20 protein-coding genes are annotated in these 24,144 nt (G+C 53.1%); 18 read left to right on the top strand and 2 right to left on the bottom strand.

Annotated elements, in window-relative coordinates:
• The first annotated feature begins 151 nt into the window (after positions 1-151).
• Entirely contained in the window at positions 152-946 is a 795-nt protein-coding gene (locus tag BLQ82_RS06200; RefSeq protein WP_062520695.1) for a hypothetical protein, read from the top strand.
• Between the two features lie 27 nt (positions 947-973).
• Here the strand turns inward: BLQ82_RS06200 and BLQ82_RS06195 are convergent, their stop codons facing one another.
• Both BLQ82_RS06195 and BLQ82_RS06190 read right to left on the bottom strand, forming a co-directional pair.
• Positions 974-4,006 carry a DEAD/DEAH box helicase gene (locus BLQ82_RS06195; protein ID WP_062520697.1) on the bottom strand — a complete coding sequence of 1,011 codons (3,033 nt, stop codon included), beginning with the start codon at positions 4,004-4,006 and terminating at the stop codon, positions 974-976.
• Positions 4,003-5,649 carry an SWIM zinc finger family protein gene (locus BLQ82_RS06190; RefSeq protein ID WP_062520699.1) on the bottom strand — a complete coding sequence of 549 codons (1,647 nt, stop codon included), beginning with the start codon at positions 5,647-5,649 and terminating at the stop codon, positions 4,003-4,005. The genes BLQ82_RS06195 and BLQ82_RS06190 overlap by 4 nt, the downstream gene beginning before the upstream one ends.
• A 177-nt stretch (positions 5,650-5,826) precedes the next feature.
• Here BLQ82_RS06190 and BLQ82_RS06185 point away from each other — a divergent pair, with 177 nt between their 5' ends.
• From BLQ82_RS06185 to BLQ82_RS06105, 17 genes are all read left to right on the top strand, one after another.
• A complete protein-coding gene (locus BLQ82_RS06185; protein ID WP_062520701.1) occupies positions 5,827-8,142 on the top strand; it encodes a helix-turn-helix domain-containing protein in 2,316 nt (771 codons plus the stop codon).
• Between the two features lie 174 nt (positions 8,143-8,316).
• Positions 8,317-9,330: a tripartite tricarboxylate transporter substrate binding protein gene (locus BLQ82_RS06180; RefSeq protein ID WP_208810744.1), complete on the top strand. Its 1,014-nt coding sequence runs from the start codon at positions 8,317-8,319 to the stop codon at positions 9,328-9,330.
• A 160-nt stretch (positions 9,331-9,490) separates the two neighbouring features.
• Positions 9,491-10,495, top strand: coding sequence for a 2-keto-3-deoxygluconate transporter (kdgT, locus tag BLQ82_RS06175; protein ID WP_062520702.1), 1,005 nt, complete (start codon positions 9,491-9,493; stop codon positions 10,493-10,495).
• Positions 10,496-10,742: 247 nt separating this feature from the next.
• A complete protein-coding gene (locus BLQ82_RS06170; protein WP_062520704.1) occupies positions 10,743-11,318 on the top strand; it encodes a bifunctional transcriptional activator/DNA repair enzyme AdaA in 576 nt (191 codons plus the stop codon).
• On the top strand, positions 11,311-11,865 hold the full coding sequence (locus tag BLQ82_RS06165; RefSeq protein ID WP_062520706.1) for a methylated-DNA--[protein]-cysteine S-methyltransferase: 555 nt from the start codon (positions 11,311-11,313) through the stop codon (positions 11,863-11,865). The genes BLQ82_RS06170 and BLQ82_RS06165 overlap by 8 nt, the downstream gene beginning before the upstream one ends.
• Positions 11,846-12,745 carry a DNA-3-methyladenine glycosylase family protein gene (locus BLQ82_RS06160; RefSeq protein ID WP_062520708.1) on the top strand — a complete coding sequence of 300 codons (900 nt, stop codon included), beginning with the start codon at positions 11,846-11,848 and terminating at the stop codon, positions 12,743-12,745. Before BLQ82_RS06165 ends, BLQ82_RS06160 begins: the two co-directional genes overlap by 20 nt.
• Positions 12,746-12,988: 243 nt before the next feature.
• Positions 12,989-13,531 (top strand): sigma-70 family RNA polymerase sigma factor, encoded by a 543-nt coding sequence (locus BLQ82_RS06155; RefSeq protein ID WP_062520710.1) that lies wholly within the window; start codon positions 12,989-12,991, stop codon positions 13,529-13,531.
• Positions 13,524-14,681: a DUF4179 domain-containing protein gene (locus BLQ82_RS06150; protein ID WP_062520712.1), complete on the top strand. Its 1,158-nt coding sequence runs from the start codon at positions 13,524-13,526 to the stop codon at positions 14,679-14,681. Before BLQ82_RS06155 ends, BLQ82_RS06150 begins: the two co-directional genes overlap by 8 nt.
• Positions 14,682-14,861: 180 nt before the next feature.
• Positions 14,862-15,623 carry a hypothetical protein gene (locus BLQ82_RS06145; RefSeq protein WP_143013354.1) on the top strand — a complete coding sequence of 254 codons (762 nt, stop codon included), beginning with the start codon at positions 14,862-14,864 and terminating at the stop codon, positions 15,621-15,623.
• Between the two features lie 151 nt (positions 15,624-15,774).
• Positions 15,775-16,761 carry an alpha/beta fold hydrolase gene (locus BLQ82_RS06140; protein ID WP_062520716.1) on the top strand — a complete coding sequence of 329 codons (987 nt, stop codon included), beginning with the start codon at positions 15,775-15,777 and terminating at the stop codon, positions 16,759-16,761.
• A gap of 894 nt (positions 16,762-17,655) precedes the next feature.
• Positions 17,656-18,666 carry a LacI family DNA-binding transcriptional regulator gene (locus BLQ82_RS06135; protein WP_062520718.1) on the top strand — a complete coding sequence of 337 codons (1,011 nt, stop codon included), beginning with the start codon at positions 17,656-17,658 and terminating at the stop codon, positions 18,664-18,666.
• A 40-nt stretch (positions 18,667-18,706) separates the two neighbouring features.
• Positions 18,707-19,531, top strand: a complete 825-nt coding sequence (locus BLQ82_RS06130; protein ID WP_062520720.1) for an ABC transporter permease — start codon at positions 18,707-18,709, stop codon at positions 19,529-19,531.
• Positions 19,532-19,569: 38 nt separating this feature from the next.
• On the top strand, positions 19,570-20,601 hold the full coding sequence (locus tag BLQ82_RS06125; protein WP_062520722.1) for an ABC transporter ATP-binding protein: 1,032 nt from the start codon (positions 19,570-19,572) through the stop codon (positions 20,599-20,601).
• A 53-nt stretch (positions 20,602-20,654) separates the two neighbouring features.
• Complete coding sequence (locus tag BLQ82_RS06120; protein ID WP_062520723.1) at positions 20,655-21,827, top strand: extracellular solute-binding protein; 1,173 nt, start codon at positions 20,655-20,657, stop codon at positions 21,825-21,827.
• Positions 21,824-22,669 carry an ABC transporter permease gene (locus BLQ82_RS06115; RefSeq protein ID WP_062520725.1) on the top strand — a complete coding sequence of 282 codons (846 nt, stop codon included), beginning with the start codon at positions 21,824-21,826 and terminating at the stop codon, positions 22,667-22,669. Before BLQ82_RS06120 ends, BLQ82_RS06115 begins: the two co-directional genes overlap by 4 nt.
• A complete protein-coding gene (locus BLQ82_RS06110) occupies positions 22,666-23,139 on the top strand; it encodes a hypothetical protein (RefSeq protein ID WP_062520728.1) in 474 nt (157 codons plus the stop codon). The genes BLQ82_RS06115 and BLQ82_RS06110 overlap by 4 nt, the downstream gene beginning before the upstream one ends.
• Positions 23,136-24,128 carry a CehA/McbA family metallohydrolase gene (locus BLQ82_RS06105; RefSeq protein WP_062520731.1) on the top strand — a complete coding sequence of 331 codons (993 nt, stop codon included), beginning with the start codon at positions 23,136-23,138 and terminating at the stop codon, positions 24,126-24,128. The genes BLQ82_RS06110 and BLQ82_RS06105 overlap by 4 nt, the downstream gene beginning before the upstream one ends.
• Positions 24,129-24,144: the final 16 nt, after the last annotated feature.

Genomic DNA, 24,144 nt, shown 5'->3' with positions numbered 1-24,144 from the left:
ATTCTAACACATTAGCCGGAAGCTGGCAACTTGCTCCATTTCAGGAAGAGTCCGATGCGCTGCCATGCTGCCAATCTGCCGTTTTAACTAGATACTTCCAAATTATGCCGCATACGATATAAGAACGGCATTACTAGAAGGAGGATGAACTGTGCCTTATTTAACGACTAACACATTAACAAGCAGACCTACCAGGGGGCTGGGCACCATTAGCCAGGTAATCATAAAAGCGGTCAACAACGGATCGTCCAAAGCTGTGGTGTATATAACAGGCCTGAATAATGATGTAACCCCGGAAACACTGTTTGCCCAGGAATTATTTGAAGTGAATTACCGGGAAGTAGTAACCAGAACCTATAACATCACCCAGACTTATTTTCAGTTCAATGCCGTATATTCCCAGGAACTGATGCAGCTCCAGATTTTCCTCGTGGATAGTGCGGGTGTCTTGTCGCTGGTTCCGCAGGAGCAGCTTAAGGTTAGCAGAATCACCTCGGAATTCCGGGAAAATATTGCTGTGACTACCTCGGATTTTGCTCTTATCAGTTTCCGCAGAAACACTGCAGTCGTAATTCCGGAGGCTGTTGCCGCTGAAATCAAGCCGGACAGCCTGGAAATTCTGGCCTCCACGCCTATCCGGTACAAAATTGTGGGCGGCGGAACCGTGAATGGCACCTTTGTCAGCTTCCCTACGCCTACTACGGCGATACCTGCAACCGCAACAGCACTGCAAGTGAATTACACCTGCACGGACGTGACCGGCGGAAGAGTGATCACCCAAGGCATCGGTTCCGGCATAGCCGGTGCCTATCAGAATGTAGCCGCCAATTTGGCCGGTCAGCAGCTTTTATATAATCTGACGGATGAAATTATCACGCTGGTCGTCAGCTCGCTTGCGGGTTCAGACAACCTGGCAGCGGTCTTCAGAATGTCCGAGGAATGGTGAAGCTTGAATGCGCCAGCTCATGACCGGTCAGCCTACCCACTCCCTCCGCAGTGTGAACAGATCCTTCAGGGCATCGGTGGACAGCTCGGTAATCCAGCTTTCGGAGCTTGCGATCACATCATCGCTGAGCTGCTGCTTGCTCTCCAGCATTTCGTCGATTTTTTCCTCCAGCGTCCCCAGTGAGATGAACTTGTGCACCTGCACATCCTTGGTCTGGCCCATCCGGTACGCGCGGTCCGTCGCCTGATTCTCAACAGCCGGATTCCACCAGCGGTCGAAGTGGAAGACATGATTGGCTGCGGTCAGGTTCAGGCCAACCCCGCCCGCCTTCAGCGAGAGGATGAACACATTGGGCTGGTCCGACTGCGGCTGGCCCCCAGCCGGCAGGGCTTCCCCCTGCGGCGGCGCAGGGGTCTGGAATTGCTCGATCATGCGGTCGCGTGCGCTTTTGGGTGTGCTGCCGTTCAGATACAGCACAGGTTCCTGCAGCTCCTGGGACAGCACGGCCTGCAGCATCTTGCCCATGCCGACATATTGAGTGAAGATCAGGCAGCGCTCATTCTCCTCGCGCAGCTCACGCACCATGGCGAGCAGCCGCTCCAGCTTCGCTGACCGCTCAATCAAGACCGCGGTATCGAGCCGGCCTTCCGTTTCTGCCTCGGGCAAGGCATCCTTGCTCAGCAGCAGCGGATGATCACAGAGCTGCTTAAGACTGGTCAGTGCAGCCAGAATAGCTCCTTTGCGTTCAATGCCCTCCAGCTTTTGCATCCGTTCCAGAAGGCCGTTGACGTTCTGGTCATACAGGGCTGCCTGTTCAGCCGTGAGGTGTACATAGGTTTTCATCTCATTTTTGTCCGGAAGATCGAGCTGGATCGCCGGGTCTTTTTTCTTGCGGCGCAGCATGAACGGCTGAACCATCTTCTGCAGATCCGCCGTCCGCTTCGCATCCCGCTCCTTCTCAATGGCATTTGCGAACCGGTCCTGAAAGGATTTGGCGCTGCCGAGGTACCCCGGGGTGATGAAATCATAGATTGACCACAGCTCCGAGAGCCTGTTCTCAATCGGTGTCCCCGTCAGCGCGATCCGGTGGAGTGCCGGGAAGCTGCGTACAGCCGAGGACTGCTTGGTCCCGGCATTTTTGATGTTCTGCGCTTCATCGAGACAGACCGCCGCCCAGGTGAATTGCTTCAATAGTTCCTGGTCGAGCGCAGCCGTGGCGTACGAGGTCAGGACCACATCCGCCTGAGAAGCTGCGCCGTAGAAGTAGCCGGCATCCAGCCGTTTGCTGCCATAGTGCAGCATCACCTTCAGGGAAGGGGCGAACCGCTGCAGCTCCTTCTGCCAGTTGCCGAGCACTGAGGTCGGGCAGATGATCAGGGAAGGCCAGCCGGGCGGGTCCGTCTGCCGCACCCTGCCGGCAGCGGGGACAGCTTCGGCTGCCTCCTCCAGCTCCTTCAGATGGAGCAGATAGGCAATGAGCTGCACGGTTTTGCCCAGGCCCATGTCGTCGGCCAGCACGGCCCCCAGGCCGAAACGGCGCAGGAAGGCCAGCCAGGCAAAGCCCTCCTGCTGGTAGCTTCTCAGCTCAGCGTGCAGCCCCGCAGGCACAGCGGGCTGCGGCCACCGGTCACGCTGGCCGAGCTGGCCGATCAGCTTGACCAGATGCGCGTTCAGCTCCACTTCCAGCCGGAAGCGCGCTGCGTCCTCTTCAGCCTGCTCCGCTGCAGCTTCAGCAGCTTCCTCTTCGCTGCTGCCGAGCAGATGCAGCTGCAGCACGTCCTGGAAGGACAAGCCCTGCGACTTGTCCATTCCGGCCATGGCCCGTTGGATCTGGGCCAGGAGGGCGGGGTCCAGGGGAATCCACTGGCCCCTGAACTTCACGAGCCGCTCGCCGCGCGCGACCAGCTCGGCGAACTCCGCCTCGGAGAGGTCGGCGTCGCCGATGGAGATGCGCCAGTCGAAGTCGACCAGCGCATCCAACCCAAACAGCGACCGGCCTCCGCGGGTGCCCTCGCCGGAGCTGATCTTGGCGCGCAGGCGCGGCTTTTTGCGGCTGGCGGCTTCCCACCACGCCGGCAGCAGCACCTGCCAGCCGGCCTCCAGCAGGCGCCGGCTGTCGACCGTAAGGAACCGCCACGCGACCTCGTCGCTAAGCGGTTCCCCAAGCACATCGCGCCCGCGGCCGATGTGCCCGCCGGGCAGGCTGTCCCGCAGGCGCGACAGCCACCCGGCCGCCCGCTCGCGGACGTGCTCCGCCCACGGCGCGGGCCAGCGCCCATGCGGCTCTCCGTCGTCGGAGAGCCGCAGCGGCACAAGCGCGGATTCATCGCGCTTGTCCTGAAGCAGCAGCTGCAGCCGCCAGGAGGACGAGTCCCCGTCCGGCTCCAGCAGCTGCAGCACGGGACGGAACGGCGCGGAGTCTGCCTTCCAGCCGATGGACATCAGCCAGCTGTCCGCGTCCATCCCCGCGGCCGCCAGCCCGCTGCGGCTGAACAGCAGCGGAAATTCGCTCCGCAGGTCGCCCGCCTCGGCTTCCGTGCTGTAATACCGCTGAAAGACCGCCGCCGAGAAGGCGGCCTGCAGCCCTTCGGCAAGCGTGCTGCGCTCCCGCAGCCCGCGCAAGCCCGCTTCGGCTTCCGGGTTACCTTCCGCCGCGCCCGCAAGCGCCTGGCTGTCCCAGTCCCACCGCAGCTGCCCTTCACGGAAAGCGGAGAAGCTGGGAACATACTGCTTCTCATCCAGCAGCGCGGCCAGAACCGGGGCCAGCGCAGTCAGGATTCCGGCATTGCCCTCCCAGCTCCATCCGATATGCCGGAGCACCTTCAGATCCGCGAAGAACGGGATTACCTGCTCGGCAGGAAGAATGACCAGCTCCACGCCATCGGCGTTCTGGGTAGTTAATTCCGTGCCATAGAAGGATTCCTCATGCCAGGCGAACAGCTGCTGCTTCAGCAGCAGGCCGGAGACATAGTCATCCCGTTCGTTGATGCCGTAGATCAGGGCATCGCCATATTGGCTCAAGGCCAGCTGGACGGTAATATTTCGCGTATGCATACTCATGGAATCAGCTTTCCTTTCCGCAGCTCCTCCTGCAATGCGCGAAGCCGGCTGTGCCGGGTGGTGAAGGCATCCAGAAATTCTCCCCACCGCTCCTCGCGCTTCATCTTCTTATACAACTTGGCGAGACGCTTCAATAGCTTAACAGCGGCCTTATAGCTGTGGCGGTTCTTCTCCAGCACGAACCGTTCCGCCGCCTGATGGTAGAACGGCAGCAGCAGCTCCGGCGCATGTTTCTCCACCGGCTGCAGGTCGCTGACCCGGAAGTCGGAAGGCACCTTGCCGGAGGACAGCTGATAGTCCATCCATTCCTGCCATTTGCCGTGGTCCAGCAGCTTGTCTTCATAGATACCGCCCGAGAGCGGAAGCATCGCGGATAGCGTGTTCCACATTTGGGGTTCCGCCTCCGGCAGACGGCGGACAACGTCTTCCCAGTAGCCGGCATATCTGTGCAGATTATATAAGCGGCTGTTCAGCAGGGGGCCTGTCGTTTCAAGCCAGGCCGCAAGACGGGACCAGTGTCCGGCTTCGGCGAGCGGCTCCAGGCAGCCGAGCAGCTCGTCCGGATGCAGGCCCGGCCGCCCGGAGGCGGCAGCCAGCCGTTCCCAGGCGGCTTTGTCGTCGCTGAGGTAGAAGTACATCCGGCTCTCTGCCAGCAGCAGCGCTGAGCGGTTAACAGCAGCGCCCAGCCCGCCAGCCCGTTCGCGGAGCGACTCAAGCTCCTCCAGATAGAGCGCCGGATCGCTGGCGTTCGGGGCAATCCAGCGCTGCCAGAGCTGATCGTAGCAGAAGGAGAAATAAGGCTGCTCCCGCAGACGGTCGCGTGATTCCGTCAGCATCTCAAGCTGCACATAAGCCAGCGTATCCTTGAGCCTCAGCCATGCCTCCGGCTCTGAGTCGAGCGGCAGGCTGCGCTTCATCAAGCGGATAATCGCCTCTTGAAGCTCAGAGACGGCAATAGCTGTGTAATATCCCAGCGAATAGCCTGGAGAGGAGAGGGCTCCAGCGTTATGCTGGCCGCCGGGTGTAATCAGACTCTCCAGGATGAACAGATGGGCATTAAGCTGGAACAGCAGTTCAGCGGCAGGCGGGAGGCCGGCCTCCGCCTGCGCAATGGCGGACAGCGCCCGTTCAGCATATTGCGGATTGCGTACCGTCTGGGCCAGCGGCGCGGTGAGCAGCGCCATATAGTCACGCCACTCGGCTACCGTTGCCCCGGGAATCAGCCCGGCGAGCTTCTTCGCCTGTTCCCGGCGGCTGCCGGAAACACCGGCAGCAGAGGAAGCCTCCAGAGCCTCTGCCTTCTTCCGGTCGATGACGGCCTTGGCATTGGCCAGCATATTCACGGACCGTTCCTGCGACTCGGCAACACTCATCAGCACAGCCGCCATATGCTTGCAGGGTCCCTGAACGGGGCAATCGCAGTGGCTTTCCGTCAAGCTGTCCAGCTCCACACTGACAGCGTAATCCTCTCTGCCCTCGACAACCGCCATCACTCTCCGGGATGAGATCATCCGGAGCGACCGGACACGGTTCTGCTTATAATATTGAAATCCCCGCTTGAGGGTCAGATCCTCAAAATAGTAGGCCACATCCGAGATGAGCTTGTCCCATTCGGCATCGTTTATCATTAAATTAGGCTGCATTTGGATTAATCTCCTGTATAAAGATCTTTTTGAACCCTACTATTATATCATTGATCAGGTTCTTCACTCTAAACGTTTAAAATCTTAAAGAGTATGATATGCTCCATATTGAAGTATGGATGAAACATGCTACTCTATGGTCTGGAACCAGACCTGCGGAAGGATGAAGCAATACCAATGCTGCGATTCAAATTGAAATATTTGCTGAACAACAAACAAAACCGGCTGATCCTGATGCTGACCGTCAGTGTGTCGCTGCTGATTATACTGATTGGCCTATTCTCCTACAGAGAGTACCGGAATGCGCTCGATACCGAGTTGAACACGCCGAATATTGAACTGCTGCAGATCAATCTGGATGTCACCAACAGGGCATTCCGGGAGTCGGACAATAAAGCGGTGGATGTATCCTTTCATCAGGCTATCCTGAAATACATTGATGCAGACGCTGAAAATGCGGGTATAGCCGCCGAGCCGCAGGATGTATTGAAAACGCTCGCTACAGAGCCGGACATTCATGCCATCAGCGTAATCAAATTCAAGGATCATTCTGTGATTTCAAGCGGCTATGGCTACAAGGCTTCCTGGGAGGAAGCGCCGGAGCATGCCTGGATCCCGTGGATTGGGCAGATTAAGGAGAAGCCGCTGCTGATCAAAAGAAGAGTCTACACCGGCACCGACCCCCAGCTCAGCGCTACGGAGCTGCTCTCATTAGCCCGTCCGATTGTCCGGAATGGCGAGGTTGCGGGAGCGGTATTGATTGATCTGGATTACGACATGCTGTTCTCCAAAATGTACAGCCATTTGTCGAGCTATCAATTTGTGTACAATCTGGAAGGCGAATTGATCTACCCCAAACTGAACCTCCCGTTTCCCCTTACGGAAATGGACAAGGTGTTGAAGGATATTGACGTAAGCCCTTTTGCACACGTGAAGATTGAAGGCAAGGCCTACATGGCCAACCAGACCTTCTCCAATGTGACCGGCTGGCGGATGCTTTCACTGGTTCCCATGGAGCAGCTGCTCAAAAATGTGACCACCGCGCGCAATATGATGCTCATGCTGTCACTGATTTCCATCGCTGTAGGATGCTCGGCCATTTATTATTATAACTTTGCGGCCTTCCGGCCTTTGAAACGGATCAACAAGCTGTTGACTCCGGATATGGCAGCAGCCGGTCATGGCAATCTGTATGATCTGGAGCCGGTGATCGGCAAGCTGGTGGGTGATTTCCAGAGCAAATCGCTGGTCGCGGATTGGAGTCTGCCGGAGCTGCGGTCCAAATATGTAAATGATCTGATCAGCCGGAGCATGGGCACACAGGAAATGCGGACCAAATGGGAGCACTATTTTGCAGATTGGCGGGAGGATTCCTTCCAGCTGCTGACCATATCCATTGACCGCCATTCGCAGTGGGCATCGTCTTTTGTGGAAGAGGACCAGATGCTGCTGAAATATGCGATGAACAATATTGTACTGGAATATTTTGGGCCCGTCTGGAGAGTCGTGACCACTGCTCCGCAGAAGGACAGTCTGGCCGTGCTGCTTCAGCCCCGGGAGCAGGAAGAGAGGGATCTTAAAGAGGAAGCGGTCAGACTGGTCGTTCTCCTGCAGGAGGTGCTGAAGATCTCTGTGTCCATTGGTGTGGGAGGCACCGCTTCAGGCGTTGCGCAGGCGGCCCGCTCCTACGATGAATCCATGCACGCCTTGTCCTGCCGCCTGTATGAGGGGTACGGCCTGGTTCATGCTTACCCGGAAGCGGAGGGCAAATATACCGAAAACGCCGGCGCTGCGGATGAAGCCTGGAGGCAGGAGGTGCTGCACGCGCTGAAGTCATCGGATGGCGAGACAGCCCGGGAGCGGGTCCGCAGAGGGACGAGCGATACACGCAAACTGGGCATACAGCCGCAAAAGGTCTTCCGCTCCATCAATGATCTGCTGGAAGAGATGATGAGTATTGCCACAGCCGGAGGTTATCCGCTTCCCGCTGAGCTTGCAGATTACACCTGGCATCAGGTGACAACCATGGATCTTGCTGAAATTGAGGATATGCTGTGCCGTATTGCCGTTCATATGGCTGGTGTGCTGGGAGCGCACCGGCAGTCCAAGGAATATTTGCTTGTGCAGAATCTGATTGCGTATATGGAGAGCCACTTGCAGGAGAACATCGGACTTCAGGATATCGCAGCCCATGTCAATATGGGGGTATCCTCGGTCAGTACGATCTTCAAGGAAGAGACTGGTTCAACGGTATATGACTACCTCACCAACCTGAGAATTGATAAAGCCTGCGGGCTTTTGCAGGATAGCGGCCTGAAAATTGCCGACATCGCCCTTCAGGTGGGGTACCAGAATGAGAACAGCTTCATCCGGGCCTTCCGCAAAATCAAATCGACGACTCCGGGCAGGTTCCGGGAGAGCAGCAAATATGCCAGCGGGTATGCAGATCGGCCAAAACCGCGCCATTCCGGCATTTCTGAGGATTCGGAATAAGATAATATGATTGTAGGACACCCCCGAATACGATAAAGTTCTACTTGAGAAAACTTTCACAGCTGCGAAGCATACTGGCTGAGGTTTAGAAATCCGGGGGTGGGGCAAAAGAGTAAACGGCAGGATTTGCAGGTTCCGGCCACCAGCTCGATATCCTTAATGAAGAGAAGAGGGATGCTTTTGAAACGGGGAATGCGAATAGGAATCTGGACAGCATCGCTGCTGGCTGTGGTCCTCCTCCTTCTTATTGGAAACCGCATAACGGACGATCACAGCAATAAGGGGGATAACGCTGATTTCCCCGAGAAGCCGGTCACATTAATTGTGCCGTACGCTGCAGGCGGAGGAACCGATGCAACAGCAAGGGCATTAGCCAAAGCGACAGAGAAGGTTCTGGGACAGCCGGTCATCGTGGTCAACCGGACAGGCGGGGGAGGCTCTGTTGGACTGATGGAAGGCGCGGGCGCCAAGGGTGACGGATACACGGTGACTTTTTTGCCGGCCGAATTGACCATCCTTCCGCATTTGGGCTTGCTGCCGATTACCTATGAGAAGTTCAAACCCATCGCTCAGACCAATTTTGATCCTTCCGCCATTACCGTAAGGCAAAGCGCACCGTGGCAAACTGTGAATGAATTTCTCGACTTTGCGAAAGCGCATCCAGGTGAACTGAAAATGGGAAACGCAGGAACCGGAAGCATTTGGCATTTAGCTGCCATAACGTTGGAACGGGAAACAGGCGTGAAGTTTGCACATATTCCCTTTGAAGGTGCCGGGCCCGCCGTTTCCGCTTTAATGGACGGTTTTGTGGATGCGGTGCCTGTAAGTCCCGCTGAAGTGAAAAAGTATGTGGATGAAGGAAAGCTGCGGACACTGGCGGTTAACGCCGACAAGCGCTCTGATGCGCTGCCGGGTGTTCCCACTCTGGAGGAGCAGACCGGAATACATGTGAATTTCACGGGTACATGGAGAGGACTTGCGGTACCAAAGGATACACCGGACGCGGTTGCGGATATACTTGCCGGGGCATTTATCAAGGGCACCGAAGACAAGGCATTCCGTGAGTATATGAATGTCAATGGACTTGGACTGCTGGTTAAGGACGGCAAAGCCTTTTCCCGGCAATTGAAAGAAAGCGATGATGTATTCGCCAAAATGATTCCGGAGCTCGGACTCAGCCGCAAGTGACGTGAAAGCGCAGTCAAGCGAATTTTCTCTCAGAGACAGCTGCCCGCAGGTTAGCATACTGCAGTGGACAGCTAGGCTCGTGGGCTGATTTGCTGTGCCTGTAACATAAAAAATATTCATTTTATGCAAAAATTAAGTGAAGAAGGGTATGATTAATCACATGAAAATCAAACAAACCTTAGATAGGATTCCCGGTGGTATGATGCTGGTTCCATTATTTCTTGGAGCTATCATCCACACGGCTTTTCCGAATGCGGGCGAGTACTTTGGCGGCTTCACCAAAGGTCTGATGACAGGTACTGTGCCTATTCTGGCTGTCTGGTTCTTCTGTATGGGCGCTGCCATTGATGTGAGAGCAACCGGAACTGTACTCCGTAAATCCGGTACACTCGTATTGACCAAAATCGCCGTAGCTTGGGTTGTAGCCATGATTGCGATCCAGTTTCTGCCCGAAGGCGGTGTTCAAACCGGATTTTTTGCCGGATTATCTGTTCTGGCGATCATTTCCGCAATGGATATGACGAACGGCGGCCTGTACGCTTCTATTATGCAGCAATATGGCACCAAAGAAGAATCTGGCGCATTTGTATTGATGTCTCTGGAATCCGGTCCGCTTGTAACCATGCTGATCCTGGGCAGCACCGGGGCAGCCGTATTCGAACCGCATCTGTTTGTAGGTGCTGTGCTTCCTTTCCTGATCGGTTTCCTGCTGGGTAACCTCGACCATGATCTGCGCGCTTACTTCGGCAAAGCTACACAGACACTTATTCCGTTCTTTGGCTTCGCACTGGGCAGCTCGATCGACCTGGGTGTAATTGCTGATACAGGCCTGCTCGGTATTCTGCTGGGGGTTGTTGTCATTATTATTACAGGTGTGCCGCTGATTCTGGCCGACAAATTCATTGGCAAGGGCAACGGGACTGCCGGACTTGCCGCTTCCAGTACTGCCGGAGCCGCTGTAGCGAACCCGATGCTGGTAGCCAACATGAAGCCTGAGTTTCTGCCAGCCGCCGAGTCTGCAACCGCACTCGTGGCCGCATCCGTTATCGTGACCTCCATCCTGGTTCCGATCGTTACAGCGTACTATTCAGATTATATGAAAAAGAAGAACCCGCCGGTAGAGGGTGGCCCTGTGGATGTTCAAACTGGGAAAGCTGCGATATAATATATTCATATAACAACGAAGATAATATAATTATCTTATACAAACAGCCCCTCCGTCACCGCCGTCATGGCGGTGACGGAGGGGTATTTCTATAAGGAATGATGGCGAAAGATTCAGGTTCAAGGAAGTGGCAAAGGATACGAACCGGGGAAGCGTATATTGCACTGTCGGAATCTTGCTCTCCTGTTCCAAAGGGCTGCATAAGGCATATTGAATCGTATATACTGGCGGTATGAGGTGATTACCGATGGAACAGGCATTATTCGAGCGGATCTACGAATCCGTTGTGCGGCGCGAGCCAACCTATGATGGCGTATATTATACAGCGGTGCTGACGACACATATTGTCTGCCGCCCATCCTGCCGGGCGAGAACGCCGAAGGCGGGCAATGTGGTTTTTTATGACTCATTGGAGCAGGCGGTAGCCGCCGGGTTCAGGCCCTGCAAAAGATGCCGCCCGGAGGAAGGCGGCGTGCTGCGCCCGGACGCGGTGCTGGCGGCCGAGGCGGATAAGCTGATGGAGACGCAGTTCGGGCAGAAGGTGACACTGCAGATGCTTGCCGAACGGCTGAGGGTCAGCCCGTTCCATCTGCAGCGCACCTATAAGCGGGTCACCGGGCGGTCGCCCGCCGTGCGGCTCGATCAGCTGCGCCTGGAAAAAGCCTGTGCGCTGCTTGCAGATACGGAGCTTGCGGTTGCTGACGTGGGACAAGCGGTGAGCTTTCGCGGGCCATCCCACTTTACTGCATGGTTCACGCGGAAGACCGGTCTGCCGCCGACAGAATACCGTGCCCAATTCAAAGGAGGGATTCATCATGAGTGAAATTACGATTTATCGTCATACCCTGAACCTGGGGAACCGGGACTGGACCCTGTGGGCCAGTGAAAAGGGCCTGGTCCGTTTATCTTTTGGGCTAGAAGATCGTCTGCCTGAAGGGAAGTGGCTGAACACCTATGCCCCACGGCACCGTTATCAGGAAGATCAGACGGTGTTCGAGCAGCTGGGAATTACCCGGGAAATGGAGAGCTATTTCGGGGGAGCAGCGGTCAGCTTCAGGGATATCCCGCTGGATATCTGGGGAACTCCGTTTCAGCAGGAGGTCTGGAAGGGCCTGGCCACTATTGGGCACGGTGAAGTCATTACCTACCGGGAGCTTGCTGAGAGAATTGGCAGACCGCAAGCCATGCGCGCCGTAGGGACAGCCAACGGACAGAATCCGCTGCCGGTCATTCTGCCTTGTCACCGGGTCATTGGCACGAATGGTACACTGACCGGATACCGGGGAGGGCTCAAGCTGAAGCAGGAGCTGCTTGCCTTGGAAGGCATTAATCATGTGGGGGCGGCGGGCCATGAACGATTTGCTTTTTGAGCTGCCGCTGCCGGAGTTTTTCGATTTCGGGGTCTGCCTGGAATACCTGAACCGCTCGCCGCTTGAATGCCTGTACCGTACGGATCAGGAGGGGGTGACCCGTTATTTCAATCTGGATAACCAGCCGCTGCTGATCCGGCTGACAGCTCCCGGGGGGAGCAGAATGCACGTAACGCTCCTGCACGGAGACATTCCCGGTCCAGGAGCGGCAGAATGGCTGGCCCGGTATATCCGGGAATGGTTCGATCTGGACCGCGATCTGGTGCCATTCTACCAGTTGGCGCAAGCTGACCCGCTGCTGGCACCGCTTGCTGAGCAGCACAGGGGGCTGCGGATCGTCGGCATTCCCGATTTGTTCGAAGCATTGTGCTGGGCTATCCTGGGCCAGCAGGTGAATCTGGCCTTTGCCTACAGGCTGAAGCAGCAGCTGACCGCTGCCTACGGCGGATCGCTGGAATGGGAAGGGCATGTCTATTATGCATTCCCCGGCCCGGAAGTGTTTGCAGATGTGCAGCCGGAGGAGCTGTGCGCCCTGCAGCTGACCCGCAGCAAAGCCCGGACGGTGCTGGACGTGGCCGACCTTATAGCCAGCGGCGGCTTAAGCCGCGAATCCCTGCTGGCGCTGCCGTCCCCGGACGCCGCCGAGCAGCGTCTGCTGCAGATCCGCGGAATCGGCCCATGGACCTCGCAGTATGTGAGGATGCGCTGTCTGGATGACACCACAGCCTTCCCGGTGGGAGATGTCGGGCTGCAGAATGCGGTCAAATTTCTGACCGGCATGGACCGGAAGCCTACCCCGGCAGAGCTGCTGAAGCTGGCAGAGCCCTGGCGCGGCTGGGAGGCTTACGCCACGTTCTATTTGTGGCGGGCGCTGTATTAAAGCTTAATGAATCTCCGGGAAGGCCCAAGAATGCTGCGTTCAGCAGATGTCCGGCCTGTCTATGGATACACTATATCAGCATACAAGCCATGGTTCCTGCAGCATCGGGAGTCATGGCTTGTATGTTTTACAGAACGGATGACCAAACTTTCTGCCGATTTTCAGTTTTTTTTCCTTGAAAATAACTTTTTGGATGTCTTGCCCATCTAATTATATAGAGGGCCCTCAAGGAGGAAGAATCATTTGCTGGACAACGAACTGGATATCCAAAAGGCGCAGAGAGGCGACCATGAAGCGTTTATCCGTCTTTTTAGACAACTGGAATCACAGTTGTACCGATTAGCCAAAACCATTCTGATCCAAGATGAAGATTGCGCAGATGCGCTTCAGGAAACGACACTGAAGGTGTATAAAGGACTCGCGAGCCTTAAGCAGCCCAAGTTTTTCAAAACCTGGGTGATCCGCATCCTGATTAATGAATGCAATCAGTTGCTCCGCATGCGTGAGCGGACTGTGGTTGTGGCGGAGATTCCCGAAGAAACGGCCGCTTCCTATGCACATTTTGAAGATTCAGGGAACGTGGACTTGCAAAGCTGCATTAATAGGCTGGACGAATCCCTGCGGCTGGCTATCGTGCTTTTCTACTATGAGGATTTATCCATTAAGCAGATTGCGGGTGTGCTTGGCATCTCCGAAGGGGCGGTCAGGGCACGGCTTCACCGCGCACGCCGATTGTTATCCGAACAGATACATCCTGTGCGGGAGGAGGGTCTTGCTCATGAATAATGAAAATTTAGAAAAGCAGCTCAGGGAGCTAAGAAAAGCAAATAAACAGGAGCTTCCTCCTTTACTGCGAACGCGGCAGGATTCAATTTATGCATCGCTCGCCACAATCGTCCAGGATTCTGCCGGGAAGAAAAAGAAAAGAAAAATATATCCAAAAATTGCGGCTATAGCTGCGGCAATATTGCTCAGTGTTATGCTAACGGCAATCTATCCGCCAGCGTTAGCCAATGCGCTGAAGCAGCTTCCGTGGGTAGGCGGTATTTTTGAACGGGCAGATGATCTGGGACTGCAGGCCGCCCAGAGTTTGGGTCTGATTTCCCGTCCAAATAGCAGTGATACTCATGAAGGGATCACCTTATCTGCCGAAGAGGCGGTATTTGACGGCAACCGTTTGGCATTCTCAGTGAAGCGTGAAGGGGAAGGGCTGGGCGGTAAGCTGACCGGAGTTACAGTGGGCCCGGATGGGAAACTTTTTCAGGAGAAAGGCACAATTTCATCTGCAAAAGTAATGATCGACGGGGTTCCGCTGGAGGTGTTTGCAGATGGCCGTTGGGACGCTTTGCCGTCTTTAAGCTGGATAGGGGGGAAGGAGGGCAATACAGCTATTTTTGCGCTGGTCGATTCTTCGAATTTGGGTATCTCGACGAAACCCTTTCCTGACCAGTTTGTACTGACCTTAACCATTGGCTTAGAAGGTATTGATGAACCGTTCATTCTCCAAATTCCCGCACGGAGGGTTACAGAAAACATAATTGACAACCCTGATATACGCGTACAGGCAGATGGATGGAGTCTGACGCTGCAAAAGCTGGAATACAGTCCATTAACGACCCGTCTGTCACTCACGCTTGAACAAGAGGCAGACGGAGACCGCACAGCTTTTAATCTAACGGGCTTTGAAGTAAAGGATGAACAGGGACTGGTGCTGGAAAATATATCTCAATCCGAGCTCCTGTCTTCTGATAGGTCGCGTAATGTGGATTTGCTTACAGAGCCGTTCGGCAAACACCCAAATATGCTCACCATCCGAGCCTATTATAATGAATTAAAGGGCCCGGAGAAAAAGCATGGGCTGTTCAAAACAGATAGCACAGGAAACCCGGTGAAGCATTATATTGACGGTCTGGAGATCAAAGTGGCAGTCCAATAAAAAAATTAGGAGATGGATATCATGAGAAAAAAGACAATAAAATTGGCTGTAATTGTAAGTGCTTCCGTATGGCTTGGAGTGCTGGGAATACCGGCTGCCACCTATGCATCCGGGGTTCAACCGGCCGCCGAAGCTATCCTGAATACACCGGAAGCCTCGGATTCACACGATGAGCTTACTTTGAAAGGCAAAGCACAGTTTGACGGAAATTATATTAAACTCAATCTGAGCCGTGAGGGAACCTTGTATTCAGGAAATTTCGCAGGAATAACCTTAAATGCTAAAGGCAAACCTTATATTGCAGAAGGGACAATAGTGGATATAGATGCAAAGATAACTCAACCGGGAGGGATTGAGTTGATGTTCCCACGCTGGAGCAAGGATGGGGATATCAACAAAGCGGTTGTTGTATTGCCGATCGGATGGTTAAATGAAGAACAAAAGGCAGGCCTGGCCGCTGCCTCTGAAATCAGCGTGAATGTCAAGCTTCAAGGTGTACAAGAGCCGTATGTACTGAAGCTTCCCTTTAAGCAGGAAGGAGTGGTGCGCAACATTCAGCCGCCTGCTCCAAAGGCAGACAGCCAATTTCAAATCGGAACCACCCGAATCGCTGCAGGAGAGGGTTCTGTGCGTATTGAATTGGCGGTAAAAGGAGTACCCGAGCAAGCCCATCATATAGGATATGACATTTATGATAACCTGGGAAATGAGTTGGACATGATCGCAAGGGATTCTAAACCATATACCAGGGATACTATTAAGGATACCATTTTTGAAGACTTATTGTACGGAGCGGTCCGCCCAGACGCAGAATTTCTGATAATCAGACCCTATCAAGCGGTGTTTGAAAAGGGCAACCAAGGGTTATATAAGCTGGATGCCAAGGGAAACGTAATTAAAAATTACTACAAGCAGCTGGAAATCAAAATTCCTCTGAAATAGGCATTGCCGCAAGCAAACTTATTTTAAACAAAATTTAAACAGCCCCTGCCCATGTATTTAAACTAAGCCCCTTACAATGAAGTAATGAAGAGAGGGTATGAAAGCAATCATCTTCATTCATCCATCATTGGTTAAAGGGGCTATTCATTCTATGAAAACGAAGAAAAAGTTCAAGTGGCTGAAAATAATCAGGAACATCATGCTGTTTGTAGTCGCAGTCCTGCTTATAGTTATGTCGGGTAACAGTGTAATGACCATGTATGAGCATAAGCAATATCCGGCATGGGGCCAGTATGTAGAAGTGAAGGGCAAGAAAATGCATGTGTACACGAAGGGAACAAAGGGCCGCACAATTGTAATGTTACCGGGGCTGGGCACAGCCGCACCTGTGCTGGATTACGAGCCTTTGCTTAATGAGTTGGCCAAACAAAATAAAGTGGTAGTCGTAGAGCCCTTTGGGTATGGCTGGAGCGATCTGACCAATGAAGAGCGGACTGTGGACAACATCGTCGGGGAACTCCGCAGCGCGTTACAGCAAGCGGACATCCCGGGCCCATACACGCTTTTGTCCCACTCTGCATCCGGTATCTACAGTGTGTATTATGCCAACAAATATCCCGATGAAATCGAAGCGATTGCAGGAATTGATATCACCCTGCCGCAGGCTGTGGAGTATTTCAAGGAATCTGTACCTGGGATCCCTGCATATATGAGCCTGATTGCACCAAGCGGTGCGGCAAGACTTGTAACCTATATAAATCCGTCAGATTTCCTGCCGAAGGCGGACGAAGGTACGTATTCTGATGAGAACATAAAACTGACCAAAATGATCACAGCCTGGAAAGCGTACAATAAAGACGTAGTAAAAGAAGCGAATGAAATGGAGCATAACATCAACGCAACGAAAGAGATGACCTTGCCGCCCAATTTGCCTGTGATAATCTTTACGCCCAAGATAGATAAGGTAACTGAAGACGGCAAGTCCAATATCACCTTCTATGAAGAGCAGCTCAAGAATGTACGCACCCACCAACTAATCGTATTAAAAGGGCATCATTATCTGCATTGGACACACTATAAGAAAATAGCCGATGATGTGAATGCATTTTTAAGTGCTTCTCTGGCGCACCCTTTTTGATTCATGAATAATATTGAACTGAACGAAGATAGTATGGGTCCGGTTGCATTTGATATTGGAATATTTGAAGATGAACGACAACAATCATGAGTGTTTGGCAAAGAGAACAAGCTGTCTGGTATGCATGATTGCACTTCGTGCAATAGGTGCTGCAGCAAAAGGGAAACGCCCTAAAAAGACGACCTTCATTCTGAATTCCGAATGAAGAGTCGTCTTTTTTACCGTATGGGAAATTATGGTTTCCTAACGAATTCACCCGGCAGGGAGGTAATCAGTCGGTTCGATAGCCTTTTTCTAACTCGCGCTTGGAAAGAAGCAGATGAACAATCATTAGTTGGAAAAAGGGAACTTATTTCCCCTCCAAATCAATAAATGGAGGAATTAAGTGGAAAAATGGAACTTAATTGTGTGATATTACTCCTTCAGGAGTGAAATGAGCTGAATTAGTGATCCTTTTTCCACTTGGAATTACCGCCGGATGTATGAAGCGTCCTCCAGGCAATGCTAAATTGAAATCCACAACAACTACGTTTTCCAGTGAAGGACGGCGCAACCGGTTTGTTCAAATATAAGGAGTTATATGTTTAACGCCACAAATCATCCTTATATTGCTCGCTGAAACGGTACCGTCCATTTTAAGGGCGGTGAAGCCATTTCTTCTCCAACCCTTCCAAGATCTCACATTTCCCCAAACCGCATTTGCAGAAGGCTTACATAACAGCGCTTCCGGGAGCTTTTATTGAGAATAGAGCCCAAGATTACGTAAAGCTCAAAAAAATGATTTACGAAATTGAACCTTTTCATTAATACCGGACTTACATTCAGTAGTTAATCTGTTTGATGTGGGAACGATCTCATATGGGAACGGTCTCACAGAGAAAGCGAGGGTAATCCGTGAGAAATATCAAAGAGATTGCGCAACTGTCTGGTGTATCCAAATCTACAGTTTCCCGGGTAATTTCGGGCAGTGGATATGCAAGCCAGGAGGCAAGAGACAAAGTGCTTAAAGTCATTCAGGAGCTTCAGTACAAACCCAATGCGGTTGCGCGGGCGATGGTCTCGCAGCGGACACACAATATCGGCGTACTGATCTATCGGCGTGAGTATCCTGTTGCGTCGCATCCTTTTTACGGAAAAATACTGGATGCCATCCTTGCGTCGGCTTCCTCCATGAACTATTCGGTATTTGTGACCACCGATCATGAGATGTCGCTGCGCTCCGCTGACTTTATGCTGGAGAAAAGGGTGGATGGGCTGATCCTGATCAGCCGTCTTGAACAGAATGTGATCGACCACATCGGCAAATTTGGCGTTCCGTACATCATGGTGAACGGGTCCACGGATGTTCCCGGGGTCATTCATATCGTTAACCGCGACCAGAACGGAGGCCTGGAAGCCGCTCGGCATTTGAGCGGACTTGGGCACCGGCGGATATTCATGCTCGCCGGACCGCAGTCCCACCGGAGCCATCATCTCCGGCTGGAGGGCTTCCGCGCCTATATGAACGGGCAAAGGGCAGAGTTTGGCGATTCCGATATTGCTTATCTGCTGGCATCAACCTTTGAGGAGGGCTACCGGATGATGAAAGAGCATTGGGAGCATTTCCGAAGCCGGTCCTACACTGCGGTCTTCGGCACCAACGATATGATCGCGCTGGGGGCGATGAAGTTTCTTATGGAGCATTCCGTTAGTGTTCCCGGGCAGGTAGCTGTTATGGGCTTCGATGATAATGATGTTGCATCCATTCTGACACCCTCACTGACTACGGTGAGAGTCGATACGGAGAAAATGGGGAGGCTGGCCTGCGTGATGCTGGACAAGCTGATCCGGCATGAGCCGGTAGAGGAAACAGCGGTCGAGCTGGAACCGCAGCTTGTAATCCGGGACTCCACCCGACGATTCTAATAACGGCGTGATGCTGATGCAGAGAGGAGAAACGCTTGTAATGAGATGGTATTTAAAAGCTGTCGGCCCCAAAAAAATTATCGAGTTTTTGTTGCTGGCCGCCTTCGTGATTTTCTTTATGGGGCCTTTGTTAAATCTGGCGCTCCTGGCTTTTACCGGAAATTGGAGTTATCCGGATCCGCTTCCCAGAGAGTGGTCGCTGAAATGGTGGTCCTTTGTGCTGTCACGGGACGGAATTGCCGAGTCGATTGGGCTCTCATTCGGCATTGCTGCTATCGTCACCGCAGTGTCGATCCTGCTGTGCGTTCCTGCAGCGTATGCGTTCGCACGGATCCGGTTCCCGCTCAGCCGTTTCTTCCTGTTCTCGTTCCTGCTGACACACGCTTTTCCCAAAATGGGTCTATATGTTTCGATCGCTGTATTGTTCTATAAAATCGGTCTGATGAACACCCTGCTGGGAGTGGTGCTCATCCATATTATCAACGTGCTAATGTACATGACCTGGATTCCCACTGCTTCCTTCCGGAATGTCCATACGGCACAGGAAGAATCGGCAAGGGATGTGGGAGCAAGTCCGTTCCGCGTATTCCGCAGCATCACTTTACCGCTGGCGATGCCGGGAATCATTGTCGCTTCCATCTTCACCTTCCTCAGTTCATTGGATGAAGCGCAGGGGACCTATCTTGTAGGGGTGCCTAATTTCAGAACAATGCCCGTGGTTATGTATGGCATTATCACGGATTATCCCGCTTATGCCGGCGCAGTGTTCTCCATTATTTTGACAGCTCCGACCTTGATTCTGCTGCTGGCCGCCCAGAAATTTGTCAGTGCAGATGTCTTGTCGAGCGGGTTCCAAATGAAATAACAGGCGTAATTCCGCAGTCACTTTGACAGGAGGTCATTATGAAGGCTCATTTATCGATACAGAAGCTGACGAAACGGTACAAGACTGGCGACGGTGTCACCGATATTTCATTGGATGTGAAGAAAGGAGAGATGATCACCCTGCTTGGCCCTTCCGGCTGCGGTAAAACGACGGTGCTTCGCAGCGTCGGCGGCTTCCTGGACCCGGACTCCGGTGACATCATGATCGAGGGAAAAAGCGTCTTGAGCGCTCCCCCGGAGAAACGGCCGACATCCATGGTGTTTCAGGGCTATAATTTATGGCCGCATATGACGGTTTATGAGAATTTGGCCTTTGGACTCAAAATCAGGAAAATCCGGAAGGCTGAACGCGATAAAGCGATTTCAGAGGTGCTTGAGCTGGTCCGGCTGCCCGGCTCAGAGAAGAAGTATCCCGGGCAGCTGTCAGGCGGACAGCAGCAGCGTATTGCGGTGGCGAGATCGCTGCTGCTGAAGCCGGCAGTCCTGCTGCTCGATGAGCCATTCTCCGCCCTGGACGCCAAGCTGCGCCACGAGATGCGTGAGGAGCTCCGGGAGATCCAGGCTGAGCTTGGACTGACGATGGTATTTGTCACGCATGACCAGGAGGAGGCATTATCCATTTCCGACCGGATCGTAGTCATGAACCATGGACAGATCGAGCAAATTGCCACACCGCAGGAAATTTACGATGAGCCGAAATCCTTATACGTCGCTCAATTTATCGGGAAAATGAATTTTATGAAGGGGGTGATCACTGAAGAGGGCATTCAAGTAGGTTCACTTCACTTTCCCAATGCCACAGGCCTTTCAGGCGAAGTCACTGTAGCGGTTCGGCCTGAGGATATTATATTGGAGAGCTCAGCAGGAAGCGGACTTCATGGAATCATTAAACAAATTATGGTGCTTGGGCATTATGCCGAAGTTTCTGCCGACATCCGGAATCATGGCGTGATCCGGGCTTTCATGGCCCGTGACAAGGTTAAGGAACTGCAGCAGGGTCAAGAGATTTCCGTCCAGTTCTCGAAAATTTTGGCGTATCCGCAAGTGTAAATCAAATTTCCAAGACTTTTATAAATTCATGAATCCTGAGGAGGCATTTGTGTATGTTGAATAAGAAAAAGGCTTTATCCCTGACGGCAGGTCTGGTTCTGGCGGGTTCTGTGCTGGCTGGCTGCGGTGCTGACAAGAAGGCCGAATCCGCTGCGGACGGGGGCGGAAATTCCACTTCAGCTCCAGCCGCTTCATCGACAGAGTTCACTTTCTATTATACAGGTTCGCAAAATGTGGATGATTTATGGAAAACGCTGATTCCAATGTTTGAAGCGAAGAACCCGGATATTAAGGTTAACCCGGTCTACGTTGCTTCCGGTACAGCTGCTCAGCCTACCTATGATAAAATCATGGCTGCCAAGCAGGCGGGCAAAGGCTCGGGCGGTGTTGATCTCTATGAAAGTTCAATTGATGACGTAACTAAAGGTAAAAATGATGATCTGTGGGATTCGCTCAGCGACGGTAAGATTCCTAACTTGAATAACGTCGACCAGCAAACCATGAATGATGTATCCAACCTGGCCGTTCCTTACCGTTCGTCTGCGGTAGTCCTCGCTTATAACAGTGATAAAGTTACTGCGCCTCCGCAAACACTGGACGAGCTTTACGACTGGATTCGTGCCAATCCGGAGAGGTTCGCCTACAATGATCCGTCTACCGGCGGTTCAGGCAGCTCGTTCGTGATTACGTCAATCTACAAATTTCTGCCGGAAGAGGCCATCCACAACTCCGATCCAAGCATTGAGAGCCAGTGGACGCAAGGCTTTGATCTGCTGAAGGATCTGGGTAAATATGTATACGGAAAAGGAATTTATCCGAAGAAAAACCAGGGAACACTCGACCTGCTCGCCAGCGGCGAAGTAGACATGATTCCAGCCTGGTCGGATATGGTTTTGGATCAGATCGCCAAGGGGCAGCTGCCGGCTTCCACCAAAATGCAGCAGGTGACGCCAGGCTTTAATGGCGGCCCTACTTATCTGATGGTACCTAAGCTTTCTGACAAGAAAGACGCGGTGTACAAATTCCTCGATTTCACGCTATCGCCTGAAGCGCAGGCAGAGGTTGTGAATAAAATGCAGGGCTTCCCGGGCATTAAGCTGTCCAATATGCCGCAAGACATCCAGGATTCCTTCAAAGGCGTGTCCGAAGGCTACCGGACATTCAGCCTTGGGGATCTGGGCAAGGATATCAATCAAAGATGGCAAAGTGAAGTTGCTGCCCAATGAGCAGACAGGCAAAAAGGGGGCTGCTGGGGATTTCCCTGGTGCTCCCTTCCTTTCTAATTCTGGTGTTTATCGTCGTCCTGCCTATTATAGGTTCTTTGAAGGAAAGCCTCACGAATGACGGGGGCGGCTACGACCTGTCCAATTATAAATTTCTGTTTACGGACAAGCTGATGCGCTCCAACATCATCTTCACCCTTGAGGTCACCGTGATTTCTTCACTGCTTGTACTGGCTGTCAGTTATGTTCTCGCGGTCTATATGCGTTTCAATAACGGCTTTGCTGTGCGCTGGATCCGCCGGATGTACATGATTCCGATCTTTATTCCTACCGTTATTGCTACTTACGGCCTGATGCAGCTGCTCGGCAATCATGGCTGGGCGTCGCGGATTTTGTACCATCTGGGGCAGGACAGCTTTCCGCGGATGATTTACGACATGAAGGGCATCATTATCGCAAATTTATGGTTCAATATACCGTTTACGACGATGCTGCTGGGCTCCGCTTTATCGTCCGTGCCGGATGCCGTTATTGAAAGCGCCAAGGATGTAGGCGCAGGACGGCTCCGGATTTTCTGGAGATTAATTCTTCCATTGACCTATAAGACACTGCTAGTGGCGGTCACCTTCGTGTTTATGGGTGTGATCGGCTCCTTTACGGCGCCTTATCTGGTGGGTCCCAATGCTCCGCAAATGCTTGGCGTCTCCATGGAGCAGGTTTTCGGTGTTTTCCAGGACCGTCAGCTTGCTGCAGCCTTGGCCTTCTTTACCTTCCTGTTATGTTCGTTTATCGGATACTTCTATGTCCTTTCTATGATTAAAGAGGAAGGGATGCGGCGGTCATGAAAAAGGTAATCGTGGATGCACGGGGCAGAGTGACACCTGCAAGCTCGAAATCGCATATTATCCACCGGTTCTTTCTGGCTTCGGCGGGAGGGCGGCTAGGGATCAATTTTTGGTACGGACCCAAGCAGCTGGAAGATTTGGAGAAAGCGAGAACTTTGGTCGAGCGCAGTATTGATCTCTACTTTGAAGAAGAAACCATAGCGCAGGCCAAAGCACACTTTAAATCGTATCTACCGCTTAACAATTTGATTACGGTCTCGGTTGACAGTCCCAATGGGCATCTTGGTGCTGCGCACCGGCATGATCCGGAACAGTTTCTCCATATTTCCAGACATGAAGCCTCTCCCGGTCTTGTCTGCGGGGATATCGTGGCGGGAATGTGGGAGGTTACCTTAAGCCTGCATGCCATCGTAACCGACTACTGTGAATATTCGCTGCAAATCTGGCAGGAAGAGGAGGCGGCGCAATGACCTGGATAGCCTGTGAGCTTCATACACATACGTTCCACAGTGATGGCAGGCAGTCTTTGAACGAGCTGGCTTTGGGAGCCAAAGCGCTTGGTTTTGACTGTATTGCCCTGACCGACCACAATACGATGGCAGGACTGGCGCGCAAAGAACAGATTGAACGTGAAACCGGACTGTTGATTATCCCGGGTATGGAATGGACCACTTTCTTCGGTCACATGGTTATAATCGGGGTCAAGGATTACCAGGATTGGCGGAGGGTGGGGCCGGGAGATATCCATGCCGGACTGGCCCGGGTTCATGAGCAGGGCGGCCTTGCCGGCATGGCTCATCCTTTCCGTCCGGGCAGTCCGATGTGTACGGGCTGTTTCTGGGAGTTTGAAATCCGCGACTGGAACGAGATTGATTATATCGAAGTCTGGTCCACGACCTTTGCCCCGGTGAAGAAAAACAACATCCGTGCTTACCGGCTGTGGACGGACAAATTGAACGAGGGGTTCCGGCTTGCCGCTACTTCGGGAAGGGACTGGCATCTCCAGGAGCGGACGGATGCACCTTTATCCGTGACCTACTTGCGGATTCAGGAGGGGGAGGCGCCTTTTACTGAACGGGCGATAGAAGCGTTGTCCTCCGGCCGGGTCTCCGTCACCTTGGGACCCAGACTTGATCTGGAAGTGAATGTTAACGGGGAAGTGTATCAAATCGGTGATGCAGTAAAAGGCTCGGACGAAAGGGAACGGCTGGCATCTGTTAAAGTGCTGGCGGATTTCACCTCCCGCCATGAGCATTGGCATTTGCCGGAGCAGTCCTTTACGGTCAGTCTGAAGAGCAATTTAGGCGTACTGTCCGAGCATGCCGCGATGCCGGAGCAGTTGCCGCTTCATACTGAAATCTCCGTTCAAGGCCTGCTGTGGATGCGCGCCGAGCTGTGGGGGATTATTCAGGGTGTGAGAACGCTGATTGCGTTTACGAATGCCATATATTTCGACTGATCAAAGAATTTATCCA

Source organism: Paenibacillus jilunlii (assembly GCF_900102965.1).
Taxonomy (GTDB): Bacteria; Bacillota; Bacilli; order Paenibacillales; family Paenibacillaceae; genus Paenibacillus_AQ; species Paenibacillus_AQ jilunlii.
The sequence above is the reverse complement of the archived record's forward strand: the minus strand, read 5'-3'. Positions and strand labels throughout refer to the sequence as shown.

Bases quoted from the DNA above. Each gene is read 5' to 3' on its own strand.
- BLQ82_RS06195 (WP_062520697.1), bottom strand. From the start codon at position 4,006: ATGAGTATGCATACGCGAAATATTACCGTCCAGCTGGCCTTGAGCCAA.
- BLQ82_RS06190 (WP_062520699.1), bottom strand. From the start codon at position 5,649: ATGCAGCCTAATTTAATGATAAACGATGCCGAATGGGACAAGCTCATC.
- BLQ82_RS06185 (WP_062520701.1), top strand. From the start codon at position 5,827: ATGCTGCGATTCAAATTGAAATATTTGCTGAACAACAAACAAAACCGG.
- BLQ82_RS06180 (WP_208810744.1), top strand. From the start codon at position 8,317: ATGCTTTTGAAACGGGGAATGCGAATAGGAATCTGGACAGCATCGCTG.
- kdgT (WP_062520702.1), top strand. From the start codon at position 9,491: ATGAAAATCAAACAAACCTTAGATAGGATTCCCGGTGGTATGATGCTG.
- BLQ82_RS06170 (WP_062520704.1), top strand. From the start codon at position 10,743: ATGGAACAGGCATTATTCGAGCGGATCTACGAATCCGTTGTGCGGCGC.
- BLQ82_RS06165 (WP_062520706.1), top strand. From the start codon at position 11,311: ATGAGTGAAATTACGATTTATCGTCATACCCTGAACCTGGGGAACCGG.
- BLQ82_RS06160 (WP_062520708.1), top strand. From the start codon at position 11,846: ATGAACGATTTGCTTTTTGAGCTGCCGCTGCCGGAGTTTTTCGATTTC.
- BLQ82_RS06150 (WP_062520712.1), top strand. From the start codon at position 13,524: ATGAATAATGAAAATTTAGAAAAGCAGCTCAGGGAGCTAAGAAAAGCA.
- BLQ82_RS06140 (WP_062520716.1), top strand. From the start codon at position 15,775: ATGAAAACGAAGAAAAAGTTCAAGTGGCTGAAAATAATCAGGAACATC.
- BLQ82_RS06130 (WP_062520720.1), top strand. From the start codon at position 18,707: ATGAGATGGTATTTAAAAGCTGTCGGCCCCAAAAAAATTATCGAGTTT.
- BLQ82_RS06125 (WP_062520722.1), top strand. From the start codon at position 19,570: ATGAAGGCTCATTTATCGATACAGAAGCTGACGAAACGGTACAAGACT.
- BLQ82_RS06120 (WP_062520723.1), top strand. From the start codon at position 20,655: ATGTTGAATAAGAAAAAGGCTTTATCCCTGACGGCAGGTCTGGTTCTG.
- BLQ82_RS06115 (WP_062520725.1), top strand. From the start codon at position 21,824: ATGAGCAGACAGGCAAAAAGGGGGCTGCTGGGGATTTCCCTGGTGCTC.
- BLQ82_RS06110 (WP_062520728.1), top strand. From the start codon at position 22,666: ATGAAAAAGGTAATCGTGGATGCACGGGGCAGAGTGACACCTGCAAGC.
- BLQ82_RS06105 (WP_062520731.1), top strand. From the start codon at position 23,136: ATGACCTGGATAGCCTGTGAGCTTCATACACATACGTTCCACAGTGAT.